Here is an 18,208-nt window from a genome sequence, read left to right as displayed (position 1 = left end):
CCCCACCAACACCCCAAACAACTCCCCCCGCGGCATCTCACTCACCGCAATCCCCGCATCCTCAAACCACGCCTTCCCCGCCTCCGGATGCGGCCCACTCAACACCACCACGCCTTTCTCATACCGATACCGCGCCGCCGCCACATCGCCATTGCGATAAGTCGCAATCACCGTATACGGCGCGTGCCCATCAACCTTGGGAAAATACGGCCCATCCTGATAGAACACACTGTCCGGCTTGCCATCCCACACCACCCGCACCGCCGCGTCTTCAATCCCGCGCACTTCAAACCCTGGGCGCCCGGCCTCGGAGTCGAGGTCCTGGGGTATCAACCCGAAGTTGCTGTTGTCGGCAAGATAAGCGCCCATGCACAACCCCAAGTAACGCCCGCCCTTGGCCACGTAGTCGCGAATGGCGTCCACGCGTGCATCACCGAAGCTGTCGAGCGCAGCGGGTATGTCCTGCCCACCGCCCGGCTGAACATAGAGGTCATAACGCGCAAGGTTTTGCGGGGTGATGTCGATGGCTTCATCCGCGCCTACAAAGTCGATCTGGTAGTTGGGGCTGAGCCGCAGCAAGGCGTTTTTGACGTTTTCGGAACAGTCATCACAGCCCGCCGGGCCACGGTAGATGGCGACGTGGGTGATGGGCGTTGCGGCCTGTGCCCAGGGTGATTGCAGGGTGGCGAGTACAAAAAATGCGGCAGCGATGGCGGGCAACTTCATGGTTGAGGGCTCGGCGAACAGGGGTTAGGACTGTTCAAAGCCTATATCGAACGCGTCTTTGAATTCGTTAACAGTTGTAAATCAGCTACTGTCGCCTGAAACCACATTCGCCAAGAGGGCCTGTAATGGAGCTGAAATTCAGCCACGTCGACGTACTGGTCGAGAACCTTGAAGAAACCTGCGCTTATTACGCCAAAATCCTCAAGGCCAAAATCTCCAACACCCAGGTGTGGGAACGCGGCGGGCTGCATGTGCGGTATGCGGTGGCGTTGATGGGCCAGGAGCGTTTTATGCTGGTGCAGCCGTTGGCGGGCAACTTGCGCGAGCTGTTGGACGCGCACGGCGAGGGGATGATTTATCGGCATTGCTACACCACACCGGATATCGAGGTGGCCTATGCCGAGTTGATGGCCGAGGGTGTGCAGCCGCAGGATGAAAACGGCCGGCCCTTGAGCCTGGCGGATCTGCAGTCGCCGTCCGGCACGCGCATCATTTGGTTGCCCAAGCGTTTTGGGCATTTCTCTATCGAGATTCTGGAGGAGAAAGGCTTGGAGGCGTTTATGCTGGCCGCGTTTGCTTGAACGGCGTTGCATGGGTTGCAGCGACATCCATTACGCGCTGTCTGAGCGCACGCGGTTGAGGCGCGGTGTGGCATTCAGGTCTAAGGCGTTTGACTTCGAACCGATGGGGAACAACTGGCTTATTCGTGAATATGGGCCGGATAATGTTACGCATTTTTTGAATCTCAGGACTTTTGATGCCCCTAACCAAACGCGACATTGCCCGCCTTGAACGCCGCCTGGTGGCCACGTTGACCGACGCCTGCGAAACCGCCAAAGCTGAAATCCCGGGCTTCGAGTGGCTGACTCACACAGTCGATTACGCCGCGTTCCCGCAAAGCCTGCGGGTGATTTGGGTATTCGATACGCGGGCCAATAAGGAACTGGCCCTGGCAAACGGGGCGGATCAACGTATGCGCGAGCTGACGGCTGCGGCGCTGCACGACGCCGAGGTGGCCTCGGTGAAAATCGAGCGTTGCGTGCGCTTTGATTGCGAAGAAGCCTGCAACCTCCAGCATGGTGGCGATTGGCGGGTGCGCCTGGCCTGATACTGCGGCGATGCAGGTGTTTCGGTTCGGCAGGTTGACCGTGTTGATGCCTTCGCAGGCAAGCCAGCTCCCACGGGGGATTGCGGGGCGTCCTGAACGGGGTGCGCGCTACCGCGTTATCCCCCATTGTTTTTTCCCACGCCTTGGCCTCAACTACGCCCTCACCTCACACGCGAGTATCAACCTTGGAACGCTATGAATCGCTGGTCATCGGCCTGGGTGCCATGGGTGCCGCCACGGTGTATCAACTGGCGAAAGCCGGTGTGAACGTCGCCGGTATCGACCGTCATCACCCGCCCCACACGCTGGGCTCCAGCCATGGCGACACGCGTATCACGCGGCTGTCGGTGGGCGAAGGCGCGCAGTACGTGCCCATTGTGCGGCGTTCCCACGCTATCTGGCGCGAGCTGGAGGCGTTGTCGGGGGAGGCGCTGTTTGAGCAGTCGGGGTTGCTGGTACTCACCTCTCGTGATGACTTTGATCCCAGCGATGCAACCGATTTCACCCTGCGCACCATTGGCCTGGCGCAAACCTACGGCATTGAACATGAGCTACTGGACGCTGCACAGATTCGCCAGCGTTTCCCGCAATTTGCCCAAGTAGCGCAGAGCGCCATCGGCTATTACGAGCCTGGCGGCGGCTTCGTGCGCCCAGAGCGGTGCATTGATGTGCAGCTCAGTTTGGCCGAACAACACGGCGCCACGCTGTACAAGGGCGAGACGGTGACTCACATCAGTTCGGATGCTCACGGCGTCACGGTGACCACCGACCAGCGCACGCTGCAAGCCGACAAGTTGGTCGTAAGTGCAGGCAACTGGGCCGGCGGGTTACTCGGCGCGCCGTTTGACCGGTTGCTGAGTGTTTACCGGCAACAGCTGTTCTGGTTCGCGCTGGAGCCTGGGGCCGACCTGGTGGGCAAATCCCCCACCTATATCCTCACGCACGATCAAGGCCAGACCCACTATGGTTTCCCGGCGTTGCCCGGCGAAGGCAGCCTTAAGCTGGCTACGGCGCAATATCACACCACCTCCACGCCGCAAACGCTGGACCGCACGGTCTCGGCGGCACAAGCGCAGGCGATGTACGAACAGCATGTTCAGGGCCGTATCACCGGCGTGTCGGCCAAGGTGGTCAAGTCGGCGGTGTGTGCCTACACCGTGACGCCGGACCACGATTTCATCATCGACAAACACCCCACGCTGCAGCACACCCTGGTGGTGTCGCCATGCTCGGGGCACGGCTTCAAGCATTCGGCGGCGCTGGGTGAGGCGTTTGCGCAGTGGTGCATGCGTGGGTCGAGTGAGCTGGACCTGTCGGCGTTTTCGCTCAAGCGCTTCGAGGGTCAATAGGCCCTGGCACTGAGGCCAGGCGCCGGCTTACTTGGCAAACGCGTACTCGCCGCCCTGCTCCACCGCCTTGCGGTACGCAGGTCGCGCCTGGAAGCGTTGCACCCAGGCCGCCAGGTTTGGATACGCCTGCAACTTGCCCTGGGCCTTGGCGATTTCGCCGATAAAGCTCATCTGGATGTCCGCGCCGCTCAGTTCGTCACCGAGCAGATACGGCGTATCCGCCAGCACATCATTCAGATAGCCCAGGTAATTGGCCACCTCCGACTCGATACGCGGGTGCAACGGCGCGCCGGCCTCTCCCAGGCGCCCGACATAGAGGTTGAGCATCAGCGGCAGCATGGCCGAGCCCTCGGCAAAGTGCAGCCATTGCACATATTTGTCGTACGCTGCGCTGGCAGGATCAGGCTGCAGGCGGCCTTGGCCATGGCGGCGGATCAGGTAGTCGATGATGGCGGCGGATTCGATCAATACCAGGCTGCCGTCTTCGATAACCGGGGATTTGCCCAGCGGGTTGATGGCCTTGAGCTCCGGTGGTGCCAGGTTGGTTTTCGGGTCGCGCTGGTAGCGCTTGACCTCGTAGGGCAGGCCCAGCTCTTCAAGCAGCCAGAGGATGCGCTGTGAGCGCGAGTTGTTAAGGTGGTGAACGGTGATCATGGGCAACTCCGCAGGGCAAGGGTGGGTGTCAGGGGTTGAGACTACGCCAGCACGGGGGAGTGCCCACAATTAATTGTCACAGCCCCTTGAGAAGAGGCTGCACAGCCGCAGGGATCAGGCGACGGCCGTCAAATACACCTCTTGCTTGAGCGCATCGATCAAGCCGTCGATGGTGGGGTAGCGTTTACCTTTCAACTGTGGCCAGCGCTCAATGAACAGGTGACCTGTCTCATCCTTTTGGATCGGGGTGGTCACAATGTCTCCGGTCCTGGAACGGTGGAGCAGATTGGCCTGGTTGGAGGACGCGTACTCGATCAGGAAATCGCCGATGTTTTTCAGGCGCACGCTCGGCAGGGTCGAGGCAGAAACCGCCGTTAACAACACCTGCGACTTGAGCGCATGAACCAGGAACTCCAGCGTGGCGTAGCGCTGTCCCTGCACCTGCGGCCAACGGTCTATAAAGAACTGGCCGCTGTCGTCAATTTGAACGGGGGTGGAAATAATGCCTCCCGTATTGGAGCGGTGCAGCACATTGGCTTGGGTGGTAGAAGGCCGCTCGATCATGAAGTCGCCGACACTTCTAAGCCATGTGCGATCCGCGGTCGGCGCAGGGCGCGGTGCAGGTGTACCGGCAATACCGACGTCGACCTTGAAATCACTGCGCAGGGCGACGCCTTCGGGGGTTTTTATCGATTTCTCGAGAATTTCCCAGGCGCCTCGGTGCAGGGGACGTGCGTGATCGGGCGCGACATCGCGTACCGTCAAGCTGACCGCATCCTGCAACTGCGCGATACCGGGCACACCCTGGTACATATCTGCGTGGGCAGTGCCCATGAGCGCAACCCATTTATGCGGCCCCTGCGCCGCCTGGTCAGCCTTGATCACCTCATTGGCGAAATAGCTGAACAGGTTTTCGCGAGCGCTCAAGTCTCGCAGGCCTTTGACGTGATAACTGGCCGTGCAGTCGAGCGCACGCACCCGGATGCCCGCCTTGTTCGCGGCCTTGACGACGTTGGTGTAAGTGTCGCTGCCCGAGTACCCGTGCGGCATATGGCCGAGGTCCTGCGCCCGCAAATAGCGTTTGAGGTTGTCCGGCATTTTCAGCGTGCTGTAAAAGGCCTCCAGTTCCAGCTGATGCAAATCGGTGAGCAAGTGTTCCAGGTACAAGGTTTTAACGCCCTGCTCCTTCAACAACTTCATGTAGTTGATCAGGAACCGTTTGCTCGACCGATCGGCATGGGCTTCAGCGATGATAAGTCCCAACTTCAGTTTATAGACCTGCTTGATAAACGTTTCTTCATTGGTTGCCGCGGCCAGCTCAACGAAGCTGGAACGGGCCGGCGGCGTGTACGTGGCAAACGCTGCCTTGGCGCTCTGCTGCAGGCGAATGCGCGTGCGCTTGAACGTATTGAACGCCTCCTCAAAGGGGTGCGCTGCCTGAAAGCCATAACGAGAATCCAGGTCACGATGCGAATGCACCATATCGTCCAGCTGCGGCTTGAGGGTCGCCGGCAGATCAAACGCGGTGTAATGGGAAAGTGAAGCGGGGTTCACTACTGCCGTTGAAGGGCCCGCCACCGGCAACGGTTGCGCAACGGGCGCCATCGTCAGCCGGTAGTCACCCCGAGACAAGGCGGCCGCAGACGTATCGAACTGGATGCCCACCGCCTGGCCCGGCGCACCTTCATCAACACGCAGGGCGACGACATTCTGCAAGTCGGCCAGGCCTGGCACCTCGTCCGTTCCGCCTATGCGGTTGTGATCCACCAGAGCGATCCAGCCTTCCTGCGGCTCTTGGGCTGCCAGGGTTTTATGGGAGTAGAAGTTTCTGAGTTTGCCGCTGCGCGGGACAAACCGCTCAGCCCCGGAAAGCTCCAGCACGTGCTCCAGATGATAGGAACTGGACGCGTCCACACCCTCGATCGCGACGTTGTGCTGATGGGCTTCGAGCATCAGTTTTCGAAACGTAAACGGCGCGTCCAGGTCCCAGCCCAGGGCTTTGTCGACACGCGCAAGGTGGTCTTCGACGCGCTTCAACGCGTGGGCGAGGTCACCTTTGGCTTGCCCATTGATAATTCTGAGTTTGGTGCGAAACACATCGGCCGGCAGGTTTTCGATGTACAGGCGCTTGAGCCCCAGTGCCGCCAATGCCTGCATGTCCTCGATCAGTAACTGCTTACTGACCACACCGGCATTGGCTGCGCCAATGATCAGCCTTTGCTTGAGCGGGAACAGGCTGGCAAGCACCGCGCTGGGGCTGGCGTCAGCGGCCAGCAGCGGCAAATCGGTACGGGGCGAACGCGCCGGCGGTGCGGCAAACAGCGCCTCTGCATCTTCGGTCAGCTGTTTGACCTGATTGTCATAGCTGTCGCGCAGCCCTCGCAAACGCGTCAATACGTTTTCCCGTGCAGCCTCCTCAAGCGCGTTGTCGGGGCTCGCGAAGCGTTTGCCGAAGTCAGTGTCAAGTGCGACCCTGAACTGCGAACCTTGCTCGGGCGAAATCTCGTAGCGCGCCAATGGCTGTACGGCCTCTTCCTGAAGTGCTTGATACTTCTTGCGCCCGCCTCCCGCCACCCCTGAGCGCAGCCAGCGACCATCGGCGTGCTGGTTGACCAGACGCGCAGTCGAATGCATTTGCCCGGTGAGTGGGTCATAGCGATACAACAAATGCCGGCCCAGCGCGTCTGGCGTGTTGCGGGTCCAAAAATCCTGGCCTTCAAACAGCACCGGTTTCATGTCGGCAGGTAGGCGCGGGTCAATGGCAGCGATCAGTTCAGCCTCTTTCAGCGCTTTAGCCGCCGGCCTGATGGAGAACGTCGAGAACGGCCCCTTGAGGGCCGGGCGGAAGTCGAATAACACTGCACCGCCCAGATTCGCCAGGTAACCGACGAAGTGTTGCAGCGCCCCGCCGCTGTCGCCCTGTTGGTAGGCATGGATGGCGAGCATCGCGTCCTTGAACGCCAGCACGCTGCCCAGGCCCAGGCTCAACACCGGAAAAGGAATGGTGACGATGGCCGTGACCAGCTCAACGCACGTCCAGAGAATGCCCGTGATCATCGCTGTGCGATTGACCGTGGTGGCGGCCACATCATCGATCTTGCGTTGCAGCACCATGTTGTAGAGCTCATGCCGCAGGTCGGTCAGCGGCGTGGCATGGGCGATCGGGTCATGGCGCGCAGGGCTTGGGGTGGTGCGGTCAATTGTTTCGGGCAAGCCCTTGCGGGCAGTCGCCAGGAACGTTTTGATCCGCGCGGTGGCGCCAGTGCCTACCCGGCCGTTGAGATAATCCGAGACGCCTTCGACTTTTTTCAGCCAGTAGTTGAACAGTTTCGCCTCACGCACGGCGATGCCATCGGGCGCATTGGGGGTGTACAGCAGCACCGGGTTGTCCCCGTGGCTGAACAGGTAGTTGCCGATGACCCATTCGCCGTCAAGCATCAGGCGATGGACCCGGTAGGTGTTGCGCGTCGCCGTGGTCGTGTCGCCCAGGCTATCGATGGCGCGCTCCAGCCAGGCCAGGTCAGCGCGGGCGATGTGGCCGCGCAGGCAGCCATCGAGCGCGGCGTATTTGATCTGCAATTGGTTGATCGCCAACGTGGCATTACGCCGTTCGGCATAACCGGGGCTTGTCGCGCTTTGCAGTGTGCTGCGCACTTCGTCGATATAGCGCTGGCCGACCCATACGCCGGTCACCGAGCGGGAAACGTTTTGCGCCGTCAAGCGGCTCAGGTCGACGCCTTTGGGCCCGCTGAAGGTGGCGGAGGTAGAGAATTTCGGGTCGATGAAGCCGACGTTATCCTGGTAGCCGTCCCGGTACAGCCGGGTATAGGAAATGGGCGCGGGCTTGCCGCCCAACAGCGGCCAGGGCGCCGTAATGAACAGGGTGTCCGGGTCAATATCGTTCTGGCTGCGCCCCAGCAGCGTGTTCAGGCTGAGCGTGGCTTGCTGGTGTACATAGGTGTTGAAGGCAATAAAATTAGCCTCCGAATCCGGCCGGGCGTTATACACGCGCAAGGCGCCTGCCGCGTCCTCGCCCAGGCGGGTCAAGCGGGCGCGGTCCGCCGCCGAAGCAGAGCGATACCATAACGGCGTGGCGTATTCGTAGTCGTCCTGCGCGGCGCTTTGGGAATGCACCGCCATGGCGTCCAGGCACACGGTGTGGGAACACAACGGCCCAAAGGTCACCTCCGTGTGTTCCTGCGCGTCGGGCTTGAAACCCAGCCCGGCGAGGAACGTGCCCATCTTCGGGCGAAAACGCAGCGGGCATTGCTCCAGCACGTAGTCGCGCAGGGTGCGGCCCTTCCACCGGGTGTTGTCGTCGGCCCAACCGATGATATGCGTCTGGCATTCGCGCTCGCTGGCAAATGCCATGAACTGGCGCTCACGCGGAGAGCCTGGGGTGCACAGCAGCAAGCGTTGGGTTTGGCCTTGTGGGTCGTCCTCCCGCAACAACCACAGGTCACGCAATTGCGCACCGTGCAGCAGTACGGTCTGGGCGCACAGGCGAGGGTTGGTGCCGCCGCGCAGGTCTTCGAATAATTGGTAGTCCGCCGCACTCAGGTCACCCCGCAACTTGGCGACATAGGCGAGCAACGCCAGGCGCTGATCAAACAGGTTACGGGCAGCCTGCTTGAAAGCCGGCATGGCCTGCATTTCTCTTTGCTGCGCGGCAAAGTCCAGACGCGGTTGGTAGCCCGGCTCACGCAGTATGCCCAGCAGGCTTTGCGCATTCAGCTGCGCAAACGCGCTGCCCGCATAGGTCACGGTGGTCTTGGTCAGAAAGTCCGAACCCGCCAGCTCATCATCGATGTGCAGCCCCGAATAGCTCAGGTCTGCCAGGCTGCGCTGCTGCTCATAAGTGCCTACATGGGCGACGTGACGTCGGGTGGTCACCTGCAACTGCTGCAGGTCCAGGTTATACAGTTCGAGTTCCTCGTCCAGGTACTCGGTGAGCTGGTGACTCGCCAGGGCCTGGGGAGAGGCGACAGGCCCCAGCAGGTCCAAATAGGCTGAGCGAGCCTGATTGTAGTCCTGGATAAACTGACCCAAGGTTTGTTGGCTCAGCGAATCGGCGCTGCGGTACCAATCCGGCAAGCTGTTGTACAGGCTGCGCTCCAGCAGCTGTTGACGCCTGAATTGCAGGCGTGAGGACAGGTCCGGCAGCGCAGCTTTCACCGCGCTGTCCAGGGCAGCCTTGAGCGTCGCGGCATCGTGGGACGGGTTATTGACCAGGCTCAGGGCCAGCTCAATGTCCTGGCTACGCTTGTCGAGCAGCGCGTTGTAGGTGTGCTCAAACAATGGCTCACCTTCAATGGGCAACAAGTGCAGCGGCCAAATACTGGCCACATCCAGCGCCTGATAACGCACCGGCAAGTGGCGACAGAACTCCTCACGGCCAGCCGGCAGGAGCAACAGCGCCTTGAGGCGTTGGTCCAGCTCCGCGAGGGAATCAAAGGCCTCCAGACCTCGGTTTGGGGTAAACAGCAGCACCTGGCCGACGCTCTGCCCTGACGTCAAGTCAGCCACCACAGGGCTGGCCTTGCGCGTCAGCACGAACGCCCCGGCGAACGCCACCGTCTGGTCCTGGTAACTGAACGTGAGCGAGTACATGCCCGGCCGAAAGTCCGGGCCACGGGAGCAGTCTTCAATCATGCGTTGCTCGGCCGGCGCCAGCAGGTAGTCACGCACATCCAGCTTGGCCTGCTGCTCCAGCGCGCCAAGGCCGGCGATTTGGGTGAGGTAGCTCTTGCGGCCCTGGCCGTCCACCGTGCCGACCTCGTCAAGGCCCTGCAGATGCGTATTCAGGTCGGTTTTGAGCTGGGCGAGCACGGTTTTACCGGTTTCTTCGGTGAGGTCTGCCTGCGTCAACGCCTCGAATAAACTGCGCGACCGATTCAACAGGACGTCGTTGGCGCGGATCAAGGTGGTGTTGAGCTTTTCCAGGGCCAACAGTTCGGGCGGCAATGCCGCCGGTTGCCGGGTTTGAGTGCGCAGGTCCGGGTCGATCTCAAGCAGGTGTGTACGAATTTCCTGAAGCGTCGGTGCGGCGGATGTGGGGTTCGGCGTGCTCATGGGCACGGTCCTCATGCTGATGGAATGAACCCTCAGCATGAGAGCGAGCCTGGGTGTATCGGCGGTACATATTGTTCATCGGCCGGCGCCTCAGACCAGCCGGAACCGTGCAGTGTTATCACTCAATGCGCGACTGCCCTTACTCAAGGTATCCGCCGCCGAATTGACCGCCCGTGCGCCGTCCAGCAAGCGCCCTGCCGCCTGGTCGACCTGCTGGATATTGCCGCTGACTTCATCGGCGGTGGCGGCCTGTTCTTCCACCGCTGCCGCGATCTGCGCCAGGGTGTCGGTGACGTGCTGCACCGCACCGGCAATTTCGCCCAGGCGGGTGCCCAGGCCCGTCACGGATTCGGCGTCGGTCAGTGCCTGGTCGCACGCCGCGCCCATCAGGCTGACGGCTTGGCTGACGGTCGCGCGCAGGCTGTCCACCGTGCCGGCGATTTGTGCGGTGGACGCCTGGGTGCGTTGCGACAGGCTGCGCACTTCATCGGCCACCACGGCAAAGCCACGGCCCTGCTCGCCCGCACGCGCAGCCTCGATGGCCGCGTTGAGCGCCAGCAGGTTGGTCTGTTCGGCGATGCCACGAATGGTGTCGACCACCGACTGAATCTGCTGGCCCTGCTGGCTGACCTGCTCCAGGGCGTTGGCCGTGTCGGTCAGGCGCTGGTTGAGTTGCTGGATACTTGCCGTGGTGCGCTGGCTGTCGCGGCTGCTGTCTTCGGCGATGCGCCTGGTGTGCTGCGCGCTGCCCGAGGCCTGTTCGCAACTTTTGGCCACGCCCATGGAAGTGGCGGCCAATTGGGTCGCGGCGGCTGCAATCTGGCTGATTTGATGTTGCTGGTCTTCAACCTCGTTAAGGGTGCTGCCCGACTGCGCATTCAGGGTGAGCACGGCTGAGCCGAGTTGCTGGGTTTCGTGATTGACGCCCAGCAGGCTGGTGCGCAGTTGCATCACGGCAACGTTGAGGGCCCGGCTGATCGCGGCCAATTCATCACGCCCTTCTACCGCCACTTCGACGCACAGGTTACCGTCGCGCAACGACTCGGCCAGTGTGGTAATGCCACTGGCGCTGCGGCGGATCGAGGCTTGCAGACAGATAAACAAGTACAACGCGGCCAGGGCCAGCAGGCTGAACGTCGCCGCCACCGGAATAAAGTGCTGGAGCGAACGCTCGCGGTAGTCGCTCAGGCGCGCATCCAGTGAATTCAGCGACTGGCTGCGCAACGCCCCCAACGCGCCCAACATGCTGTCGACGCTGCGGTCGAAGGCGACGCTGTCCACTTTGATGGTGCCGCCGAACACGCCGTCGTCCAGGGTTTTAAGCTCGCTATCCAACAGTTGCAGGCTGCTGTCATATTGCGCTGTCCACGGCTCGATCCCGGGAAATTGTTTGGCTTTGAGCGAAGCGGCGGCCTTGACCAACTGGTCGCGTGCATCGCCGATACGGCCGCGCAGGTCGCGCATCTGCAAGCGGCTTTGCAAAGTGAACTGCCCCGAGGCGATGGACGACTGGCCAACGCTGGCGGTGCGGCCGATGCGCTCGATCAGGTCCGGGGTCTGCTGGGTGGAGATCTGCATCAGCAGGTAGGTCTCCAGCCACGGGTCGAGGATCAGGCCGGTGTCCAGAGTGATTTGCTCGCGCAGGGTTTGCAGCGCCGTCAACGCGGCGGTGAAACGGTCGTAGCCGTCCGGCCACCAGCCCACGGTGCGCAGGGACTGGGTGTCCATGCCCTTGACGGCCGCCTGCAACGCCTCAAAACGCGCCAGGGTGTCGGCGCTGGCATTGCGGGCTTTGAGCACCTCACCCAGGGCTTGCAGACTTTGCACAATCATCGGGTTGCCGGCATCCACTTTGTCCATGGCAGCCTGAGCGGCCGGGGTTGGCGCGTGGAGGATATCCAATGCTTTCCAGCGCGCGGCCAGGTTGCGTTGCGCGCTCAATTGGCCATCAAGTGTGTCCAGGGCCAATAGTTGGTGCACACCGGACTGCTCGCTGCTGATCACGTTCAATTTGCCGCGATAGTCCGAACCAATCATCCAGAGGCTCCCCGCCAGGGGCAGCATGAACAGGAAAAAAAGCACCTGGAACTTGCGCGCAAAACCGAAACGGCCGAGCAAATGGATACCGGGTGATAGAAGAGTGTGCATGGCCGACCGCTCCCGAAAACACGCTGGAAATGACTAGAAGCAAAATGCCATGTCATTGATTGAGAAGGCCCAAGCAAGATACGGGCCGTTGCAGGAGGGGCCGGAGATAGGCGGTGCGGCAATGAAAAAGTGCACGGGCGTGCGCAAAAATGGGGCAAAAACACTCAATGGCGAGAGTGAAACGGTAACTGTGGGCGCCAGCTTGCCTGCGATGGCGTCCACTGGGGCTGCCAGACACACAACCCCTCCCCCATCACTCTCTTAATCCGCCATGTTCACCCGCATGTACTGACTGAAATTATTGATGTGATCATCCAGGTTATCCTCAAGCATCATCCGGTACTGGTCACAGAAATACTTCAGCATCGCCTCACGGGCCTCGGCCATCTCGGCGCCGGACTTGAAGTTGCGGGCGCTGGCCCAGGCATTGAAGCGCGTGGTACCGAACATCATTGAGGCACTGACCTCACCGAGGTTTTCACAGGTTTTGAGCTGCTCGTTGGACAGTTCGATATGCGCGTCTGCGCGGTCGTAGAAGGCTTGGTCGGTGGTCTCGGCCATGGCAGGGTTCCTGGGTCAGCAAATAAGCCCACTATTGGAGCACATCCGCGGCCGCAGAGCAGGCGTCTGCGGCGTCTTCATTCAAGCCAGCAGCGCGACAATCCAGCGTGCCTGCCGGGCAATCTCTTGCCGTTTCTGCTCCGGCACCGCCTGGCGGGCTTGCTCAAAACTCGCCAAAGTCTTGTGCTTCTGACGCAGCATCCGCTGCCACTTGGCCAAAAACTCCGGGCTGCGGGCTTGCATTTGCAACGGGCCAAAGTACAACTGCTCATCGGTGTAGGTCACTGGCCCTGCGCGCTCGGCCACGATGATTTCGTAGTAAAAGCGGTTTTCCCGCAGCAACTCTTCGCAAAGGATGCGGTAGCCGTTTTCCATCAGCCATTGCCGCAAGGGTTGCTCGCCACCGTTGGGTTGCAGAATCAGCCGCTCCTCGCCGCTCAAGTAGGCTTTACCGCTGTCGAGGATGTCGCGGATCGTCTCGCCGCCCATGCCACAGACGCTGATCGCAGTGATCCCGTCGCCCGCTTCAATCGCCGCCAGGCCATCGGCCAGGCGCACGCTGATGTGCTGCTCCAGGCCATTGTCGCGCACGGTGCGTTGGGCTGCGTGAAAGGGCGTGGTCGCCACTTCCCCCGCCACTGCGGCCGTGATCACGCCACGGCGCATCAAGGCCACCGGCAGGTAGCCGTGGTCCGAGCCGATGTCGGCCAGGTGCGCGCCGACGGGCACGTGGGCGGCCACGCGCTCCAGGCGCATGGACAATGTGTGTTCGTTCAACGGTGGTTCCTTGTCATTCCCCGGAAAACCGGTCGCGGCTGTTGGTCAGGTGCAGCACCATAGCGGCACGCGCCGCGTCCGGGTCCTGGCGTTTGATGGCATTGAAGATCGCCTCATGCTCCAGGTTCGCCAACTGCCCCAGCTTGGCGAAGTCGGCACCGCCGCGTTCGACGCCCTTGACCTGGGTGCGCGGAATCATCGCATTGCCCAGGTGCAGCATGATTTCGGTGAAAAAGGTATTGCCGGTGGCTTCCGCGATCAGTTGATGAAAGCGTTTGTCCTCTTCCACACAGCTGTCGTTGCTGGCCAGCGAGGCGTGGTAATCGTCCAGCGCCTGACGCATGTGGGCGAGCTGCTCGTCGCTCCTGCGCAGCGCGGCCAGAGCCACGGCTTGCACCTCCAGGCCCAGGCGCAGCTCGAGCATGTTACGCACGCTGGCGACCGTGTCCACATGCAAGCGCAAACCTTGCTGGGCGTGTTGCGCCAGCACAAAGGTGCCGATGCCGTGACGCGTCTCCACCAGCCCCGACGCCTGCAGCTTGGAGATTGCCTCACGCACCACTGTGCGGCTCACGCCATGTTCCAGCACGATGCTGGACTCGGACGGCAACTTCTCACCGGGTTTGAGCTGGCCCAGCAGGATGCGCTGGGTCAGCGCCTCGACCACGCCTTGGGCGAGGTTATTGGAACGTTTACGCACAGGGTTTGCGCTTTCAATGGGCATCACTATGGGTCCACGGGGTTGGCTGCGGAGAGCTTAACACCCTGCCCCGAGTAGGCGCAGGCCTGATTCATAAAGCCGCCAACTTGTATGACAACCAATCTGGGCGGCGCTTGAATCGCCAGCCCTTGCGAGCCGTACGTCGAGGTGAAATGTACGTTAACCCCCATCGACGAATGATCAAAACACCCAACAAACGCTAGACAAATAACCAAAACACATACCCAATCAGTCGCCTTATAAGAACAAAAACAGTGGCAGCCACATTGCGAACCCGAGAAAACCACTTGTATGATGTCTGGCAACAAAACACGCAAACCCGCATAAAAATAAATCAGGGGGAGTTTTTCAATTGTGAACAATTCAAGCCACGCATCCGCCGCTCCAGACAGTAATTCGCTGCTCACGCGCGCCGTGAGCAAAGTGAAGGGCCACGTGCTCCCACTGTTCGTGATCATGTTCATCCTCAACTACATCGACCGGGTCAATATCGGCTTTGTGCGCACGCACATGGAGCACGACCTGGGCATCGGCGCGGCCGCCTACGGCCTGGGCGCCGGGTTGTTTTTCATTGGCTACGCGCTGTTTGAAGTGCCCTCCAACATGCTGCTGCAAAAGGTCGGTGCGCGTATCTGGCTGACCCGCATCATGTTCACCTGGGGCATCGTCGCCACGCTGATGGCGTTTATCCAGAACGAAACCCAGTTCTACATCCTGCGCTTTCTGCTGGGCGTGGCCGAGGCGGGGTTTTTCCCGGGGGTGATCTACTACTTCACACGCTGGCTGCCCGGCGTGGAGCGCGGTAAAGCCATCGCCATCTTCCTCAGTGGCTCGGCGGTTGCGTCGCTGATCTCCGGCCCGCTGTCGGGGGCGCTTCTGCAAATAGAAGGGTTCGGGTTTCACGGCTGGCAATGGATGTTCGCCATCGAAGGCCTGGCCTCCGTGGCACTGGGCTTCTTCGTGTGGTTCTGGCTCGACTCCAAACCCCACGACGCCCAATGGCTGACCCGTGAAGAACAGGACGCGCTGGTGGGCGCCATCGACCAGGAACAGCGCGAGCGTGAGGCGCTGACCACGGTCAAACCGACCATTGCCAAGCTGCTCAAAGACCGGCAGATCCTGCTGTTCTGCGCCTTGTACTTCTGCATCCAGCTGACGATCTACGCCGCGACCTTCTGGCTGCCGAGCATCATCAAGAAGATGGGCGATTTAAGCGACGTGCAGGTCGGCTTCTTCAACTCGATCCCGTGGCTGATCTCGATCATCGCCATGTACGCCTTCGCCGCGCTGTCGGGCAAGTTCAAGTTCCAGCAAGCCTGGGTTGCCGCCGCGCTGCTGATTGCCGCCGCCGGCATGTTCATGTCCACCACCGGCGGGCCAGTCTTCGCCTTTGTCGCGATCTGCTTTGCGGCCATCGGGTTCAAGTCCGCGTCCTCGCTGTTCTGGCCGATCCCACAGGGTTACCTGGATGTACGCATCGCCGCGGCCGTGATCGCGCTGATCAATTCCATCGGCAACCTGGGCGGCTTCGTGGCCCCGACCACCTTCGGCTTTCTCGAGCAGACCACCGGTTCGATCCAGGGCGGCCTGTATGGCCTGGCCGGCACCTCGGTGCTGGCGGCCATCCTGGTGTTTTTTGCCAAGACTTCGCCTTCTGCCGTGCTGTCGCCGCCGAGCGTTGCAACAACAGGCACCGCTATCAGCAAACCTCTTTAAGCTTACTCAGGATCCTGCCATGACCACGCCCGTCGTCACCCATTTCCACGTCATTCCCGTCGCCGGCCACGACAGCATGCTGCTGAACCTGAGCGGCGCCCATGGGCCATTTTTTACCCGCAATATCGTCATTCTCAAGGACAGCTCGGGCAACACCGGTGTCGGTGAAGTGCCGGGTGGCGAACGTATCCGCGAGACCCTGGAAGACGCCCGCAGCCTGGTGATCGGCCAACCCATCGGCCAGTACCAGCGCATCCTCAACCAGATGCGCACCACCTTCGCATCAAGGGACGCCGCCGGCCGTGGCCTGCAAACCTTCGACCTGCGCATCACCATTCACGCCGTCACTGCCATGGAAGCCGCCCTGCTCGACCTGCTCGGTCAATTCCTCGAAGTGCCCATCGCCGCCCTGCTGGGCGAAGGCCAACAGCGTGACGCGGTAAAAATGCTCGGCTACCTGTTCTACGTGGGCGATCGCACGGCCACTGACCTTGCCTACCGCAACGAAGCGCAGGCCGATGATGACTGGTTCCGCCTGCGCCATGAAAAAGCCCTGACCAGCGAGGCCGTGGTGCGCCTGGCCGAAGCCGCCAAAGCCAAATACGGCTTCAACGACTTCAAACTCAAAGGCGGCGTATTGAGTGGCGATGAAGAAATCGAAGCGGTGACGGCCTTGGCCGAGCGCTTCCCGGATGCACGCATCACCCTCGACCCGAATGGCGCATGGTCCTTGAAAGAAGCCATCCGCCTGTGCCGCGACCAGCACCACGTGCTGGCCTACGCCGAAGACCCCTGTGGCGCAGAAAACGGCTACTCGGGCCGCGAAGTCATGGCTGAATTCCGCCGTGCCACCGGGCTTAAAACCGCGACCAACATGATCGCCACCGACTGGCGTGAAATGGGCCACGCGATCCAGCTGCAATCGGTGGATATTCCCCTGGCCGACCCGCACTTCTGGACGATGCAAGGCTCGGTGCGCGTGGCGCAGATGTGCAATGAGTGGGGCCTGACCTGGGGTTCGCACTCCAATAACCACTTTGATATTTCCCTGGCGATGTTCACCCAGGTGGCAGCCGCCGCACCGGGCAACATCACCGCGATCGACACCCACTGGATCTGGCAGGACGGCCAACGCTTGACCAGGGAACCGCTGAAAATCGAGGGTGGCTACGTGAAGGTGCCCAGCAAACCGGGCCTGGGCGTGGAGATCGACATGGACGCCGTGGCCAAGGCCCACGAGCTGTACAAAGGCATGGGCCTCGGGGCGCGGGACGACAGCGTGGCGATGCAGTTTTTGATTCCAGGCTGGGCCTTCAACAACAAACGGCCTTGCCTCGTACGGTGAGATCCGGGCTTGCGGCAGCCAGGGCCAGCTTCAGCAGCTCCTTGCGCTGCATCGCACGCCCCAGCACTGCGTGTGCACCTTGCCAGTGGACCGTCAGCAAAAGGCTCAGCTTTTGCTGGCTGGGCAAAGGTCCCGCCAGCCAATAGCTCTTGCGCTCGCGGATGCTGATGGCGTTCAACAGCCAGTCATCACCTTGCGCCGCCAGCCATTGCTCAATGGCTGCGTGATGCCGCTGGAGCAACCCCTGGGCATCCCACACCGTCATTTGCGCGATCAGTTGCGGCAAGTTGCGCGTGGCCGTCATGTGTTTCATATCAGCCGCCAGGGCGACCTCAAGGTCGGCTTCGATCGCAGCCTGGCATTCGCTGAAATAACGCTGCGGCCAATCCGCCGTCAGCCCCGCCCGCCGCGCCAGCACCTCGTAGGCCCAGATATCCACGGATGCGGTCATTTTGCCGGTGAAGTTCAGGGTATTGTCCAGAATCGCCGTGGCCAATAACGCAGCGCTGTGCCGGCTCATCTTCGGCAGCAGGCCGGACCTTTCCCAGCGCTGAAAAACCAGCGTTGCCGCGGCACCAATTGGGCGAATTTCGGCATCCGCTCCCAGCTTCTGCGCCCAGTGGATTTCAAAGCCTGGATGGTGGTCAATCACTTCGCGTACCTGATCGAGTACCACGATCAGGTCGAAATGATGGGGGTCGGAAACATCCACCAACACGAACTCATCGTCAGCCCCGGGCCGGTAATCATCCAGCGAAGCCTTCCAGCCGAGCACACTGGCGCAGATGCTGAAATTGAGCGGCGCGCTGCTGACCGCCCGCGCTTGAATCCCCTGGTGATTGAGCAGCTCGGCGTAGGCAATGCAGCAGGCGTACGCGTCAATATCCAGGTAAGCAGAGCCTGAGGTCACTACCCTCATGATTCAATCTCCTTGAAGTACAACTCAGGCGTAGCCATGTGCCAATTGTCTATTGGCCGAGGCAAGTTCGCATCAGCGCATGACAAGACCATGACTTCAAGGAGAAAGATAC

General features: G+C 61.2%; 14 protein-coding genes. 5 read left to right on the top strand and 9 right to left on the bottom strand.

Annotated features, from left to right (window positions below; translation table 11 throughout):
- Window positions 1-726: BPL-N domain-containing protein (locus AOA59_RS11390; RefSeq protein WP_099487390.1), on the bottom strand; the 726-nt coding region annotated here is incomplete at its 3' end.
- A gap of 125 nt (window positions 727-851) precedes the next feature.
- Here AOA59_RS11390 and AOA59_RS11385 point away from each other — a divergent pair.
- The 3 genes from AOA59_RS11385 to solA all read left to right on the top strand — a co-directional run bounded on the left by AOA59_RS11385 (window position 852) and on the right by solA (window position 3,183).
- Window positions 852-1,307, top strand: a complete 456-nt coding sequence (locus AOA59_RS11385; protein ID WP_099487388.1) for a VOC family protein — start codon at window positions 852-854, stop codon at window positions 1,305-1,307.
- 176 nt (window positions 1,308-1,483) lie between these two features.
- Window positions 1,484-1,834, top strand: coding sequence for a hypothetical protein (locus AOA59_RS11380; protein ID WP_099487386.1), 351 nt, complete (start codon window positions 1,484-1,486; stop codon window positions 1,832-1,834).
- Between the two features lie 185 nt (window positions 1,835-2,019).
- Window positions 2,020-3,183, top strand: coding sequence for an N-methyl-L-tryptophan oxidase (gene solA / locus AOA59_RS11375; RefSeq protein ID WP_099487384.1), 1,164 nt, complete (start codon window positions 2,020-2,022; stop codon window positions 3,181-3,183).
- 27 nt (window positions 3,184-3,210) lie between these two features.
- Here the strand turns inward: solA and AOA59_RS11370 are convergent, their stop codons facing one another.
- The 7 genes from AOA59_RS11370 to AOA59_RS32660 form a co-directional block, all read right to left on the bottom strand.
- Window positions 3,211-3,837, bottom strand: a complete 627-nt coding sequence (locus tag AOA59_RS11370) for a glutathione S-transferase family protein (protein ID WP_099487382.1) — start codon at window positions 3,835-3,837, stop codon at window positions 3,211-3,213.
- Between the two features lie 114 nt (window positions 3,838-3,951).
- Window positions 3,952-9,909, bottom strand: a complete 5,958-nt coding sequence (locus AOA59_RS11365) for a membrane-targeted effector domain-containing toxin (RefSeq protein WP_099487380.1) — start codon at window positions 9,907-9,909, stop codon at window positions 3,952-3,954.
- A 90-nt stretch (window positions 9,910-9,999) separates the two neighbouring features.
- Window positions 10,000-10,692, bottom strand: a complete 693-nt coding sequence (locus AOA59_RS33500; protein ID WP_371919064.1) for a methyl-accepting chemotaxis protein — start codon at window positions 10,690-10,692, stop codon at window positions 10,000-10,002.
- Window positions 10,693-12,318: 1,626 nt separating this feature from the next.
- Window positions 12,319-12,618, bottom strand: coding sequence for a DUF3144 domain-containing protein (locus AOA59_RS11355; protein WP_056861202.1), 300 nt, complete (start codon window positions 12,616-12,618; stop codon window positions 12,319-12,321).
- Between the two features lie 81 nt (window positions 12,619-12,699).
- Entirely contained in the window at window positions 12,700-13,395 is a 696-nt protein-coding gene (locus tag AOA59_RS11350; protein ID WP_099487376.1) for a tRNA (adenine(22)-N(1))-methyltransferase TrmK, read from the bottom strand.
- A gap of 13 nt (window positions 13,396-13,408) precedes the next feature.
- Complete coding sequence (locus tag AOA59_RS11345; RefSeq protein WP_099487374.1) at window positions 13,409-14,119, bottom strand: FadR/GntR family transcriptional regulator; 711 nt, start codon at window positions 14,117-14,119, stop codon at window positions 13,409-13,411.
- A gap of 2 nt (window positions 14,120-14,121) precedes the next feature.
- Window positions 14,122-14,574, bottom strand: coding sequence for a hypothetical protein (locus tag AOA59_RS32660; protein ID WP_178076258.1), 453 nt, complete (start codon window positions 14,572-14,574; stop codon window positions 14,122-14,124).
- Here AOA59_RS32660 and AOA59_RS11340 point away from each other — a divergent pair.
- Both AOA59_RS11340 and gudD read left to right on the top strand, forming a co-directional pair.
- Window positions 14,471-15,832, top strand: a complete 1,362-nt coding sequence (locus tag AOA59_RS11340; protein WP_099487372.1) for an MFS transporter — start codon at window positions 14,471-14,473, stop codon at window positions 15,830-15,832. The two genes, AOA59_RS32660 and AOA59_RS11340, sit on opposite strands and share 104 nt — an antisense overlap.
- 19 nt (window positions 15,833-15,851) lie before the next feature.
- Window positions 15,852-17,177: a glucarate dehydratase gene (gudD, locus tag AOA59_RS11335; protein ID WP_099487371.1), complete on the top strand. Its 1,326-nt coding sequence runs from the start codon at window positions 15,852-15,854 to the stop codon at window positions 17,175-17,177.
- On the opposite strand, the gene AOA59_RS11330 is transcribed toward gudD, so the two are convergent.
- The gene (locus AOA59_RS11330) at window positions 17,146-18,096 is read right to left on the bottom strand and encodes a DHH family phosphoesterase (RefSeq protein ID WP_099487369.1); all 951 of its coding nucleotides are present in this window, start codon (window positions 18,094-18,096) and stop codon (window positions 17,146-17,148) included. The two genes, gudD and AOA59_RS11330, sit on opposite strands and share 32 nt — an antisense overlap.
- Window positions 18,097-18,208: the final 112 nt, after the last annotated feature.

Source organism: Pseudomonas sp. 2822-15 (genome assembly GCF_002742515.1).
Lineage (GTDB): Bacteria > Pseudomonadota > Gammaproteobacteria > Pseudomonadales > Pseudomonadaceae > Aquipseudomonas > Aquipseudomonas salomonii.
This window is presented reverse-complemented; position numbering and strand designations above follow the sequence as displayed.

Bases quoted from the DNA above. Each gene is read 5' to 3' on its own strand.
- AOA59_RS11385 (WP_099487388.1), top strand. From the start codon at position 852: ATGGAGCTGAAATTCAGCCACGTCGACGTACTGGTCGAGAACCTTGAA.
- AOA59_RS11330 (WP_099487369.1), bottom strand. From the start codon at position 18,096: ATGAGGGTAGTGACCTCAGGCTCTGCTTACCTGGATATTGACGCGTAC.
- AOA59_RS11380 (WP_099487386.1), top strand. From the start codon at position 1,484: ATGCCCCTAACCAAACGCGACATTGCCCGCCTTGAACGCCGCCTGGTG.
- gudD (WP_099487371.1), top strand. From the start codon at position 15,852: ATGACCACGCCCGTCGTCACCCATTTCCACGTCATTCCCGTCGCCGGC.
- AOA59_RS11345 (WP_099487374.1), bottom strand. From the start codon at position 14,119: ATGCCCATTGAAAGCGCAAACCCTGTGCGTAAACGTTCCAATAACCTC.
- AOA59_RS11355 (WP_056861202.1), bottom strand. From the start codon at position 12,618: ATGGCCGAGACCACCGACCAAGCCTTCTACGACCGCGCAGACGCGCAT.
- AOA59_RS33500 (WP_371919064.1), bottom strand. From the start codon at position 10,692: ATGGGCGTGGCCAAAAGTTGCGAACAGGCCTCGGGCAGCGCGCAGCAC.
- AOA59_RS11370 (WP_099487382.1), bottom strand. From the start codon at position 3,837: ATGATCACCGTTCACCACCTTAACAACTCGCGCTCACAGCGCATCCTC.
- AOA59_RS32660 (WP_178076258.1), bottom strand. From the start codon at position 14,574: ATGATCACGAACAGTGGGAGCACGTGGCCCTTCACTTTGCTCACGGCG.
- AOA59_RS11365 (WP_099487380.1), bottom strand. From the start codon at position 9,909: ATGAGCACGCCGAACCCCACATCCGCCGCACCGACGCTTCAGGAAATT.